The sequence below is a fragment of the Kitasatospora sp. NPDC048545 genome (assembly GCF_040651155.1).
Lineage (GTDB): Bacteria > Actinomycetota > Actinomycetes > Streptomycetales > Streptomycetaceae > Kitasatospora.
In genome coordinates, this window is the sequence record NZ_JBEZIQ010000022.1 from 1 (window position 1) to 12,143 (window position 12,143).

A 12,143-nucleotide genomic window follows, 5' to 3' on the forward strand; every position below is an offset into this window, starting at 1 on the left:
GTCGCCGTGGAACGCGTCGGGCGTGATCGGCAGGGCCTTGAACTCGGCGGGGGTGACGGTCGTGCCCAGGAGGTAGCTGCCGGGGTCACCCCGCCGGTCCGTGGTCACCCCGCCGGTCCGTGGTCACCCCGCCGGTCCGTGGTCACCCCGCCGTCTCCGGACGGACCTCCGCTCCCTGGACGGACCTGCGCTCCGCGGAGGTGCCTGCGCGGCGGGTTTCAGATCAGCGCGTACACGGCCGAGGCGTCGTCGTGTGTCTTGCCGCGCGGCCAGCGCTCGCAGGCGGAGTCCGCCCGCTCCACCGCACGGACCTGGGCGATCAGCTCAGCCGGCCCCGACTCGGCGAGCAGCCGCAGCACGTCGCCCCAACTCCCCAGCCCGAAGCGCTCGGTGAAGCGCGAGGCGCCGTCGGTGAGGGCGGCCAGCGCGTGCAGCCGGTCCAGCCGGACGAAGCCGGTCTCGGCGTGCTCGGCCGCGCGCGGGCTGGCGGCCGCGATCCACGGGCCGGTGCCCCGGTTGCGGGCCGCGCGGACGGCCAGCGCGTACTCCATGTGCAGGGCCGTCCGCTCGGCCGAGCCGGGCACGGTCGACCAGACCTGACGGCGCAGCCCCTCCCCGCCGGGGAAGCGCTGGTTGTCCCCGATCACCTTCGGCGGCCCGTCCTTGAACTCCAGCACCAACAGCGAGTCGCCGAGCACCAGGTACTCCAGCTCCTCACCGTGCCGTCGCGCCGCGACCACCATCGCGGCGGGGGTGTTGGGATGGGCCAGGTCGCACCGGCCGCCGTGCAGCGCGGCCGTCTCCACGATGGCGTCGGCCAGGCACTCGGCGATCGAGCGGTCCGCCCGGTCGGTGAGCCGGGCGAGCAGGTGCACGCCCAGTCGGCGCACGTACCAGGCCGTCCCGTGCCGACACCCGGATTCCAGGCCGGCCGGCGAACTCGCGCCGTCCAGCAGGACCAACGCCTCCGGCGAGGCCGCCGCGAAGTCCTCGCTCTCGCGGTCGGGCCGTCGTGCTTCCCCTGCGAGCTGTAGCTGCATCCCGACAGTGTGGACGCCGCCCCCGGCCCGCGCCCAGACCCCTGCGCTGGTGTGGCGCGGGGCGGGGCCGGGCGCCCGGTGGCAGTGGGGGCGATTCGGCCATACCGTCGGACAGTGACCGGACAATTCGGCCGATTGGGGCGGGTCGGGTTTGGAACCACCTTCGGGTGTCCGGGCGGCCCGTGACTGACGAGGAGCGGAAGATGTTCTGGCAGTTCATCGTGTTGCTGGCCGCCTCGCTCGGCTTTCCGACCGCCGCGCTGCTCTATCTGATCGGCGGGCCGCGCTTCCCCGACGAGCAGCGCGACCGGAGCTGAGCCGGGCCCGCCGGCGGGCCCGGGGGCCCGGCTCCGTCGACGGACCCTACGGCTTCCAGGCCGGATCGCGGCCGAGCAGCGCCAGGACGCGCTCGAACCGGCCCGCACCGCCGGCGGGCGGCAGGCCCAGTCCGAAGGCCTTGCCCGGCGCCCGGGCCTCCGGGGTGTTCGGGACGGCCTCGGTCACCGCCACCAGTGCGACGATCAGCGCCTCCTCGCGCTCGACGGCCGCGCCGAAATCGACGGCCGCGCCCGGGCCCGCGTCGAGGGTGGTGGCTGCCCCCGCGTCGAGGGTGGCGGCGACGTCCCAGGCGTGCACCAGGGTGTCGAGCAGGTGGAAGCCCACCGCCCGCTCCAGCGGGACCGGCGCGGTGGTGAGGATCTCGGGCAGCCAGAGCGGCCGGCCGACCGCGGCCGCCTCCCGGAACGCCGCGGTGAGCTCGGCGCCCGTGCGCCGGAAGGCGCCCGCCGGGTCCTCGCCTCCCGGGTCCTCGCCGACCGGGGCGTCGGCCCAGAGCGCGAGGTCCGGACCGGCCCCGCGGGCGGCCGCCGCGAAGCCCTGGTGCTGGCCGACGGCGTGCGCCAGCAGCCGGCGCAGCGTCCAGCCCGCGCACGGGGTCGGCAGGTCCAGCCGGCCCGGGCGGACGGCGTCCACCACCCCGGCGGCCAACTCCATTGAGCGTGCATGCAGTTCGACGATGTCCATACGGGCGACAGTACTCATCCGGCCGCGACCTCCAGGCCCGCCGCCAGGAATCCGATCACCTGGTCGACGACGGCCGGTTCCGCGATGATCCGACGGTGGCCGAGCCCCCGGGTGACCACCAGGTCGAGCCGCTCCCCGTACGCCTCGCGGAGCCGGTGCGCCTCGCTCAACGGGACGACGTCGTCGGCCTCGTCGTGCACCACCAGGACCGGCAGGTCGACGTCCGCCACCCGGCGGGCGGCGTCGAAGCGCTCCCAGCCCCCGGCGTCCCCGCCGAACAGCTCCCGCTCGATCCGCGCCCGCAGCGCCCGTTCGACCCCGGCGTTCAGCCCGAGCCCGGCGCAGAACGCGGCGGGGAAGAAGCCGACCCGGGACACCCCGGAGACGGCCGCCAGCCGGCCGGCCCGCAGGCCGTCGGCCAGCGCGCCGAAGGCGGCGCAGACGCCGAGGGAGTGCGCGACGACGGCCTCGAACGGCCCGTACCGCTCCTGGAGGCGCAGGGCCAGCTCTCGGAACTCCGGCACGCCGGTGGTCCGTCCGCCGGAGTCGCCGTGGCCCGGCGCGTCGAAGGAGACGGCGCTGAGGCCGAGTTCCCGCAGCCGGGGCACGAGGGGCGCGTAGCGGGAGGCCCGGGAGCGCCAGCCGTGCAGCAGCAGGACCGGCCGCTCTCCGCTGCCCCAGCGGTAGCCGACCACCGGCTTGCCGTTCACGGTGAGCCGCTCGGTGACGGCCTGCCCGTGGACCTCTTGTTCCGACGGGCGCACCCGGCTGCGCCGGACCGGGTGCACGAACAGCTCGTAGGCGGCCCGGCCGGCGGCTCCGGGGGCGTTGCGGGCGGTGGGGTTGAGGGCGGTGCGGATCAGTGCCATCGGTACCTGGGCCGGGTCCATCTGGTCTCCCTGTCGGGTGCGGACGGGTGTTCCTGGCGGGGGCGGGGCCGTGCTCCCGCACGCGCCCCGGGCGTGGTGCGCGGATCGCGGCGAGATATTAGCACGACCGTTCGTGCAGTTTTAGGGGTGCGGTTCCAGGGGTCGGCACCGCGCACGCACTACCCTGGGCGGCACGCACTGCGACGAGAACGGGGGGCGGGCCATGGCCGGACCGACCACGGACGGACGGGTCCTGCGCGGCGAGGAGACCCGCCGGGCGGTCCTGCACCGCGCCGTCGGCATCGCCTCCGTCGAAGGCCTGGGCGCGCTCTCCATCGGCCGGCTGGCCACCGACCTCGGGCTCAGCAAGAGCGGCGTCTTCGCCGGCTTCGGCTCCAAGGAGGAGCTGCAGCTGGCCACCGTCCGCGCCGCCCGCCGGATCTTCGCCGACGCCGTCGTCGCCCCGGTCGCCGACGCCCCGCCCGGCCTCCCCCGGGTCCGCGCCCTGTGCGAGGGCTGGCTCGCCTACTCGCGCGCCCGGGTCTTCCCCGGCGGCTGCTTCTTCTACGAGGTCACCGCCGAGTTCGACGCCCGCCCCGGCGCCGTCCGGGACGCCCTGGCCGGCTGCGCCCGGGAGTGGTCCGACACCGTCACCGCGGCCCTCGCCGACGCCCGTGCCGCCGGCGCCCTGCGCCCGGACACCGACCTCGGGGACCTCTCCTTCGCCCTGATCGCGGTCCTGGAGACGGCCAACTCGCAGGCCGTGCTGCACGACGACGCCACCCCGTACGAACGGGCCGGCCGCCTGCTGCTGCGCCTGCTGCGCGCCGAGGCCACCGACCCGGCCGACCCGGCGCTCGCCTGGTAGGGCTTGTCTGACAATTCGCGTCGCATCAGCGCGCGGCGGGAATTGTCAGCCAAGCCCTGGGTCCGGACAGGGCCGAGACCCCGGCCGGGTGCGCCTCGGCTACCGGCTACCGGCTACCGGCTGCCGGCCAGCACCGCCTCCAGCCCGGCCGCCCGGCCCAGCAGTGCCTCGTCGTCACCGGCCGCACCGACCACCTGGAGGCCCAGCGGCAGCCCCGCCGGGGTCCGTCCGGCCGGCAGGCTCAGCGCCGGCCGCCCGAGGAAGCTCCACGGCAGCGACATCACCGCGTCCCCGGTGTCGTGCAGGCCCTCCGGCGCCCCGCCGGTCGCCGAGGGCGCCAGCCACAGGTCCACCCCGGCCGCCGCGCCCGCCCGGTCCACCCGCTCGCGCAGCCGCTCCCGGAACCGCAGCGCGGCCGCCCGGTCCTCGGGCGCGACGCCCCGGCCGACCCGGATGCCCGCCACCGTCTCCGGCCGGTAGAGGCCGCCGAAGCGGGCGAACCAGTCGGCGTGGCTGCGGGCCAGTTCGAAGCGGTTCACGGTCTGCAACCGCCGGCACACCTCCGCGAAGTCCGGGAACAGCTCGACCCGGCGCACCACCAGCCCGGCCGCCGCCAGCCGCTCCACCTGCTCCTCGAAGGCCCGCAGCGCGGCCGGCTCCGCACACTCCAGGTACGTCCCGCCCGGCACCCCGAGCACGGGCTCCGGGCCCTGCCCGGCGGGCCGCCAGTCGTCGCAGAGCAGCGGGGCCGCCAGGGCCGCGCCCGCCAGGTCGGCGGTGAACACCCCCAGGGTGTCGAGGCTGGGCGCGTTCGGGATCACCCCGTCGATCGGGATCCGCCCGTACGTCGGCCGGAAACCCACCACCCCGCAGTACGCGGCCGGGCGGATCACCGAGCCGACCGTCTGGGTGCCGACCGCGAGCGGCACCAGCCCCGCCGCGACCGCCGCCGCCGAACCGCTGCTGGAGCCACCGGGGGTGTGCCCCGGGTGGTGCGGGTTGCGGGTCGGGCCGGGGGCGCTCGCGGCGAACTCGGCGGTCACCGTCTTGCCCGCGACCAGCGCCCCCGCCGCCCGCAGCCGGTCCACCACCGCGGCCTGCGGCCCGGCCAGCACCCCCGGCGGCAGCGCCGACCCGCCGTGCGTGGGCAGCCCGTCCACGTGCACGACGTCCTTGACCCCCACCAGCACCCCGTACAGCGGCGGCCGCCCGGCCGGCTCCGGGTACCGCGCCGCCACCCGCTCCGCCTCCGCGCGCAACCGGTCGTGCCGGCCGGGCTCGGGCACGAACGCGTGGATCAGCGGGTCCACCCGCTCGACCCGCGCGCAGAAGCGGTCGACGTACTCGGGCAGCCGGGACTCCCCGGTACGCAGCGCGGCGGCCTCGCGGGTCAACGACCGCGGCCCGACCAGGGGTTCGTCCATGCCGAGCACAGTAGACCGGGCTTACGGGTGCTCGGCCGCCAGGTACGGCGCCTCACGCAGGAAGTACGCCCCGCAGGTGTGGCAGCACAGCTCCGGGGTCTTCCCCCAGTCCACCGCCTCCCGCACCGCGGCCTGCGGATCGAGCTCCCGGCCGCACATCGCCACGCTCTCCTCGCCCCGGACCATGTGCCACAGGCGCACCCCCTCCGCCGCGCCGCCGGCGCCGTACTCGGCTCGCATCTGGTGCATCATGCCCCCATCGTCCGACCGCCCCCCACCCCCGGCAACCGGAGGGGAACCGCGGGCGGGACGGGCGGACTTCCGGGTCACGGCGCACGGTCACGCCGGTGCCGCACGGTGACCCTCCGCGTCGGCCGGGCCCGGGGGAACCGCTGCGCCGGGCCCGCGATGTGACTTATGGTCGACTGGCGAATCCGGCACCCGGCGAGCCGACCGGTGCGCGAACGGCCCGCACCACTCAGTCTTGTGACGACACGTCAGAAACGGAAGCCGTGGACACGCCCCAGCCGAAGGCCACCGCAGCGGACCCCGCCGAGGCCACCTCGGCGGACCCCGGCCTCCCGGCGGGCTCCGTCGGCCGCCGACGGCGGCGGGTGGTCGCGGTGACGGCCCTGGTCGCCGCGGTCACCACCGGGGGCGGGCTGTGGGCCGCCGCCCTCGTCCGCTCCCCGGAGCAGGCCGCCGCCGACACCGCGGCGCCCCCCGCTTCGGTGCTCACCGCCCCGGTGGTCCGGCGGGTGCTGTCCACCACCACCGTGCTCCGCGGGGTGTTCACGGCCGGCCGGTCCTTCCCCGTCCAGCCGACCACCGTCTCCGCCGGCAGCGGCGGCCCCGGCGGCGGCACCCCGGTCGTGACCGCGCTCAGGGCCCGCAGCGGGGACGCGGTGAACGCCGGTCAGGTGCTGGCCGAGGTCTCCGGCCGGCCGGTGATCGCCCTGCCCGGGACGGTGCCCGCCTACCGGGACATGGCACCCGGCGAGTCCGGCGGCGACATCGGCCAACTCCAGGTCGTGCTCCGCGACATGGGGTACTACGCCGGCGGCGACGACGAGGGGTACTTCGGGGCCGCCACCAAGACGGCCGTGGCCGGGCTCTACCGGAGGCTCGGCTACCCGGTGCCGACCACCGGCGACCAGACCGCCGCGGCCGTCCGGACCGCCCGGCAGGCCGTGGAGCAGGCCGAACAGACCGTCCAGGACCTGGAGAGCCGACCCGCGCCCGGCGCCGACGCACCCGCCGCGCAGCCCGGCACCCCGGCGCCCGCGCCACCGGTCTCCGGGCCACCGGTCTCCGCCCCGGCGCCGACGCCCCGAGCAACGGCACCCACGGCAACGGCGCCCCCCGCAACGGCGCCAGGCGGCGCGGCGGCCGGCAGTGCGGCGGCCGGGAGTGCGGGCGGCCTCGCCCGGGCGCGCGCCGACCTCACCGCCAAGCGCCAGGAGCTGGCCCGCGTCCAGGCCAAGGACGGCCCCCAACTCCCGGCGGCCGAAGTGGTGTTCCTCCCCTCGCTACCCGCGCGGGTCAGCGCGGTGGGCGCCCGGGTCGGCGACAGGGTGACCGCCCCGGTCCTCACCCTCACCGCCGGCGGCCTCGACCTCACCGGCCGGCTGCTGCCAGGCGACGCCCCCCTGGTCAAGCCCGGCAGGAAGGTCACCGTCCTGTCCGAGACCACCGGTGTCCGGCTCGACGCCGAGGTCGGCTCGGTGGGCTCGCTCGTCACCCCCGGCAGCCCCGCGGGCGGCGGCACCGCCGGCCCGACGCCGCAGCCCCCCGGCGGCGGCGAACCCTACGTCCCCCTGGCCGTCACCCCCGACGCGCCCTGGGACCCGGCCCTGGAGGGCCAGGACGTCCGGATCACCGTCGTCGCCGCCTCCACCCCGGGCGAGGTGCTCGCGGTGCCGGCCTCCGCGATCAGTTCCGGCGTCGACGGCCGCACCTCGGTGTCGGTCGTCGCCCCCGACGGCTCCCGGCGCACCGTGGAGGTGACGGCCGGCGTCGTCGCGGACGGCTTCGTCGAGGTCGGGCCCGCCACCGGGACCGCCCTCGCGCCGGGCGAGCAGGTCGTGGTCGGCCGGTGAGCGGGAAACACCCGGCGGGCAGGGCCGGCCACCGCACCGCCCCGGAGCACGGGAGCCCGCCGGTGATCCGGCTGCGCGGGATCTCCCGCACCTACCCCGGGCCGCCGCCGGTCACCGCCCTGCACCCGCACGACCTGGAGATCGCCGCCGGCGAGTACGTCGCCGTGGTCGGCCCCTCAGGTTCCGGCAAGTCCACCTTCCTCAACCTGCTCGGCCTGCTCGACCGCCCCAGCAGCGGGAGCTACGAACTCGACGGCGTCGACACCGGCGCGCTCTCCGAGGCACGGCGGACCGCACTGCGCGGCCGGCGGATCGGCTTCGTCTTCCAGTCCTTCCACCTGCTGCCGCACCGGACCGCCACGGAGAACGTGATGCTCGCCCAGGTGTACACCGGCTCGCCCCGCGCGGGCCGGGCCGAGGCCGCCCGGCAGGTGCTGGAGCGGGTCGGACTCGGTCACCGGACCGAGGCGCTGCCCTCCCGGCTGTCCGGCGGCGAACGGCAGCGGGTCGCGGTGGCCCGCGCCCTGGTGAACCGGCCGTCGTTGCTGCTGTGCGACGAACCCACCGGCAACCTCGACTCGGCCACCGCCCGGCGGGTCCTGGAACTGTTCGAGGAACTGCACGAGGACGGACTGACCCTGCTGGTCATCACCCACGACCGCGAGGTCGCCGACCGGGCCCGGCGGACCGTCACCATCCGGGACGGCCGGCTCACCGCGCCCGGAACGGCGGGCGGACGGTGAGACCGCTCCTCCGCCGCCGCACCCGCCGCCCCGGCACCGGAGTGCCGCTCTCCCGGCTGACGTTGACCGACCTGCTGGGCGAGGCGCTGTCCGGCACGGTGCAGCGCCCGGGCCGCTCCGCGCTCACCCTGCTGGGCACCGTCCTCGGCGTCGGCGCCTTCGTCGCCGTGCTCGGCCTCACCTCCAGCGCCACCGGCCAGATCGGCAAGCGCTTCTCGGCCCTGCAGAACACCACGGTCACCGTGGTCGACACCGGGCCGGACGTGCTGCTCGCCGACGGCGGGCACCGCGCCGCCCTGGACTTCCCCGAGGACGCCGACCGCCGGGTCTCCCGGCTCAACGGCGCGGTCGCCGCCGGGGTCTACTGGAGCGCGCCGCTGACCGCCCCGAAGATCTCCGGCTCCCCGGCACCCGGGCCGGGCGCCGGCGCCGGACTGGACGTCCTGGCGCTCTCCCCCGGCGGCTTCGACGCGATCGAGGCCCGGGTCCGCGCCGGCACCGTCTACAACGCGTTCCACAGCGAGCGCGCCCTGCGCGTCGCCGTCCTGGGCTCCGCCGCCGCTGCCCGGCTCGGCATCACCCGCCTCGACGCCCATCCCGCCGTGTTCGTCGACGGCACCGGCTTCACCGTGATCGGCATCATCGAGGACAGCGCCCGGCTGCCCGCGGCCGTACTCGACGTCATCGTGCCCACCACCACCGCCCGCTCGCTCTGGGGCAACCCGCGCGCCGGCGAGGACGGCCGCGCCAGGATGGTGGTCCGCACCCGGACCGGCGCCGCCGGGCTGGTCGCCGCCCAGGCGCCGACCGCGCTGCGGCCGGAGGCCCCGGCCCGCTTCACCGTCGTCGCCCCGCCCGATCCGCACACCCTGCGCGACTCGGTGTCCACCGACCTCACCGGGCTGTTCCTGCTGCTGGCCGCCGTCTGCCTGGTGGTCGGCGCGGTCGGGATCGCCGACACCACCCTGGTGGCGGTCCTGGAGCGCACCGGCGAGATCGGCCTCCGTCGCGCCCTCGGCGCCCGACCTCGGCACATCGCGGCCCAGTTCCTCACCGAGTCCACCGTCCTCGGCACGCTCGGCGGACTGATCGGCACCGCCCTCGGCGTGGTCGTCGTGGTGCTGGTCGCCCTGGCCCGCGACTGGACCGCGCTGCTCCAGCCCGGGGCGGTCCTGCCCGCCCCGCTCGTCGGCAGCCTGGTCGGCCTGCTGGCCGGTCTCCACCCGGCCCTGCGCGCCGCCGGCGTCGAACCCGCGGAAGCCCTCCGGCACTGACCGCGCCCCGTCCGTCCCCGGCACACAGGCGCGAGGGGCGAGAGGCGAGAGGCGAGAGGCGAGGGCCCACGGCCCTCGGCGTCCTCCCCGGCAGCTCCGTCAGGACGCCCGCAGCAGCGCGCCGTCCTGCCACTTGAGGATCTTGTCGAAGCTCACGATGGCGCCCCGCAGGGGGTGGTTGCGGAGCTGGACGTGGTCGGTGAGCGCGTGGATGAGGAAGAGGCCTCGGCCGGATTCGGCGGTGAGGTCGGGGAGGGCGTCGAGGTCGACCGGGCGGAGGGTGGGCGCCGCGGGGCGGCAGGGCAGGACGTGCGTGTCGTACGGGTGGCCGTCGCGGCGGGGCCGGTGGGCGGTGAGGACCCGGGCCGGGACGGTGGCGCGGCCGCGGCGGGAGCGGTGGGGCCCGCGGCCGGTCGCCGCCGGGCGGCTCGGGGTGGCGGCGACCGGGCGCCGGACCGGCGGGGCGGCGGCGGGCAGGCCGGGGCCGGAGTCGGTGACCTCGATGCGCAGCCGGTCCCCGCTGATCGAGGCGGTGACCTGGAACCCGTCGTCGGCGCGCCCGGTGGCGCCGTGCTCGACGGCGTTGGCGCAGGCCTCGCTGAGCGCGACGCCGAGGTCGTCGGCGATCTGCGGGTCGACGCCGGCGGTCGCCATGGCGCCGAGCAGGATGCGCCGGGCCAGCGGGACGCTGGCCGGGTCGCGCTTGAGGTGCAGAGTCCACCGGATGTCCACGGGAGGTCCCTCCTGGCTGCGGCTCCACATACAACTAGGTATCTCCGGGCGATTCGGCGGTGAACCGTGCCCGGGGGCCGCTACCGCCCGTTCGGCGGATGGACTGGGGGACGGGGTCTGTGCCGGGCGGCGCGCTCCCGGGCCCGCACGCCGCCGCCGAAAGAGGCATTCGTAGGGATTTCCCACCCTGCCCGTGTCGGCGGTGTACGCAATGAGAGGATGGCCCGGCCATGACTGCCCTCGCCGCCGCCCCGCTCCCGGGCGCCCCCGGACCGGCCCAGCCGGTGGGGTCCGCCGCCTGGGACCTGCGGCTTGCCCGGGCGGTCCCGTTCGCGCTGGTCTGCACGCTGATAGCGGCCGCCGGGCACGCCCTGGCCGGTGGCGGGAACGTACCGCCGACGGCGCTGGCGGCGGGTTTCGCCGCCGTCCTGGCGCTCGCCGCGGCCTGCGGCGGGCGGGAGCGCTCGCTGGCCGGGATCGTCGGCGCGCTGGGCGCGGGGCAGTTCGGACTGCACTTCCTCTTCCACGGCTTCGACGGCCACGGCTTCACCGGCATGGCCGCCATGGCCGGGATGCACCACGGCGACTCCGGTCCGCTGACCGTGCCGCAGGTGGCCGGCCGGCTGATCTGCAACGAGGCCCGCCCGGGCACGCTGGCGGGCCTGCCCGGCAACCCGTCCCCGGAGCAGCTGGTCTCGTCGGCGGGCCTGGACCCGCACGCGTTCGCCGCCGCGCCGTGGTGGCAGGACGGCGTGTTCGGCCTGACGCCGTCGATGCTGGCCGGGCACCTGGCCGCCGCGCTGGTGGCGGGCTGGTGGCTGCGGCGCGGCGAGGCGGCGCTGTGGCGGCTGCTGCGGGTGGCCGCGTCGGCGGCCCGGGAGCACTGGGCGGCGCCGCTGCGGTCGGTGTTCGTCCTGGCGGCCGCGCTGCTGCGCGGTCTGTTCGGCGTGGCCGGTCCGGTCCGCCGGTTCGGGGCCCGGGGCGGGGAGTCCCCGCTCCCGACGGGTGCCGTGCTGCGGCACAGCGTGGTGCGGCGCGGGCCGCCGTGCGGGGTCCTCGCGCACTGATCCGTGCCTCCTGGCGGCCTGCGGGCCGTGTCGGGTACGGGCGTGCGCACCGTCCGGGCCGTCCCGACCTCCGGGTCCGGCCCGAGGCTCTGCCCCCACACGTCCCCACGCGCGGCCCCCGAGGCGCGGCTCCGTCCGCCGCCCGGTCCCGGCCTGCCGAGCTCCGATCGGAGACCCCGCATCATGCGTTCCCTTTCCACCCGTCGCATCGCCGCCGTCGCCCTGTCCGCCGCCGCCTCCGTGGTGGCGCTGGCCGGCCCCGCCTTCGCGCACGTCACCGTGAACCCGGGCGCGGCCGCCCAGGGCGGTTACACGGCCGTCGACTTCCGGGTGCCGAACGAGAGCGACACCGCGAGCACGGTGAAGCTGGAGGTCAACCTCCCGCTGGACCACCCGCTGGCCTCGGTCCGGACCCTGCCGCTGCCGGGCTGGACCGCCGCGGTCGAGAAGTCGAAGCTGGACAAGCCGATCAAGGTCCACGGCAACGACGTCAACGAGGCCGTCTCCAAGATCACCTGGACCGCCGACGCCGGCACCAAGATCGCCCCCGGCCAGTTCCAGGAGTTCCGGGTCTCGCTCGGCCCGCTGCCGACCGACTCGGACAGCCTGGTCTTCAAGGCCCTGCAGACCTACGACAACGGTGACGTCGTCCGCTGGATCGACGAGTCCAAGGACGGCCAGCCCGAGCCGGCCAAGCCCGCGCCCGTCCTGAAGCTCACCAAGGCCGACGCCGGCGACGGCCACGGCGTCACCGCCTCCCCGACCGCGGCTGCCCACGGCGACAGCTCGGACCACGCCGCGTCCGCGGACGGCGGCAGCAAGGCCAGTGACTCCACCGCCCGCACCCTCGGTGTGGTCGGCATCGTGGTCGGCGTGGTCGGCACCGCCGTCGGCGTGCTCGGCCTGCGCCGCAAGAACGGCGGCTCCGCCTCCTGACCCCCGCGCCGGCGGGGCCGCACCGACACCCGGGTGCGGCCCCGCCGGCGGTTCACCGCGCACGATCG

Annotated in this window: 12 protein-coding genes; 6 read left to right on the forward strand and 6 right to left on the reverse strand. The window is 76.9% G+C overall.

What is annotated here, in order from left to right; translation table 11 throughout:
- Positions 1–218: 218 nt before the first annotated feature.
- From AB0D10_RS21355 to AB0D10_RS21365, 3 genes are all read right to left on the reverse strand, one after another.
- Positions 219–1,040, reverse strand: a complete 822-nt coding sequence (locus tag AB0D10_RS21355) for a protein phosphatase 2C domain-containing protein (protein ID WP_360258514.1) — start codon at positions 1,038–1,040, stop codon at positions 219–221.
- 363 nt (positions 1,041–1,403) lie between these two features.
- On the reverse strand, positions 1,404–2,063 hold the full coding sequence (locus tag AB0D10_RS21360) for a TIGR03086 family metal-binding protein (RefSeq protein ID WP_360258516.1): 660 nt from the start codon (positions 2,061–2,063) through the stop codon (positions 1,404–1,406).
- Between the two features lie 14 nt (positions 2,064–2,077).
- A complete protein-coding gene (locus tag AB0D10_RS21365) occupies positions 2,078–2,953 on the reverse strand; it encodes an alpha/beta fold hydrolase (protein ID WP_360258519.1) in 876 nt (291 codons plus the stop codon).
- Between the two features lie 202 nt (positions 2,954–3,155).
- Between AB0D10_RS21365 and AB0D10_RS21370 the strand changes: the two genes are divergently transcribed.
- A complete protein-coding gene (locus AB0D10_RS21370) occupies positions 3,156–3,800 on the forward strand; it encodes a TetR/AcrR family transcriptional regulator (RefSeq protein ID WP_360258521.1) in 645 nt (214 codons plus the stop codon).
- Positions 3,801–3,913: 113 nt separating this feature from the next.
- On the opposite strand, the gene AB0D10_RS21375 is transcribed toward AB0D10_RS21370, so the two are convergent.
- Positions 3,914–5,224, reverse strand: coding sequence for an amidase (locus tag AB0D10_RS21375; protein ID WP_360258524.1), 1,311 nt, complete (start codon positions 5,222–5,224; stop codon positions 3,914–3,916).
- Positions 5,225–5,245: 21 nt separating this feature from the next.
- Positions 5,246–5,476 (reverse strand): hypothetical protein, encoded by a 231-nt coding sequence (locus tag AB0D10_RS21380; protein WP_360258526.1) that lies wholly within the window; start codon positions 5,474–5,476, stop codon positions 5,246–5,248.
- 260 nt (positions 5,477–5,736) lie between these two features.
- Between AB0D10_RS21380 and AB0D10_RS21385 the strand changes: the two genes are divergently transcribed.
- The 3 genes from AB0D10_RS21385 to AB0D10_RS21395 are packed head-to-tail and all read left to right on the forward strand — an operon-like array spanning position 5,737 to position 9,340.
- Positions 5,737–7,323 carry a peptidoglycan-binding protein gene (locus tag AB0D10_RS21385; RefSeq protein WP_360258529.1) on the forward strand — a complete coding sequence of 529 codons (1,587 nt, stop codon included), beginning with the start codon at positions 5,737–5,739 and terminating at the stop codon, positions 7,321–7,323.
- Positions 7,320–8,066 (forward strand): ABC transporter ATP-binding protein, encoded by a 747-nt coding sequence (locus AB0D10_RS21390; RefSeq protein ID WP_360258531.1) that lies wholly within the window; start codon positions 7,320–7,322, stop codon positions 8,064–8,066. Before AB0D10_RS21385 ends, AB0D10_RS21390 begins: the two co-directional genes overlap by 4 nt.
- Positions 8,063–9,340: an ABC transporter permease gene (locus AB0D10_RS21395; protein ID WP_360258533.1), complete on the forward strand. Its 1,278-nt coding sequence runs from the start codon at positions 8,063–8,065 to the stop codon at positions 9,338–9,340. Before AB0D10_RS21390 ends, AB0D10_RS21395 begins: the two co-directional genes overlap by 4 nt.
- 99 nt (positions 9,341–9,439) lie before the next feature.
- On the opposite strand, the gene AB0D10_RS21400 is transcribed toward AB0D10_RS21395, so the two are convergent.
- Positions 9,440–10,072, reverse strand: coding sequence for an ATP-binding protein (locus AB0D10_RS21400; RefSeq protein ID WP_360258535.1), 633 nt, complete (start codon positions 10,070–10,072; stop codon positions 9,440–9,442).
- Between the two features lie 230 nt (positions 10,073–10,302).
- On the opposite strand from AB0D10_RS21400, the gene AB0D10_RS21405 reads away from it, so the two are divergent.
- Together AB0D10_RS21405 and AB0D10_RS21410 are read left to right on the forward strand one after the other, a co-directional pair.
- Complete coding sequence (locus tag AB0D10_RS21405) at positions 10,303–11,139, forward strand: hypothetical protein (protein WP_360258537.1); 837 nt, start codon at positions 10,303–10,305, stop codon at positions 11,137–11,139.
- A gap of 183 nt (positions 11,140–11,322) precedes the next feature.
- Complete coding sequence (locus AB0D10_RS21410; protein ID WP_360258539.1) at positions 11,323–12,075, forward strand: YcnI family protein; 753 nt, start codon at positions 11,323–11,325, stop codon at positions 12,073–12,075.
- The last annotated feature ends 68 nt before the right edge of the window (positions 12,076–12,143 follow it).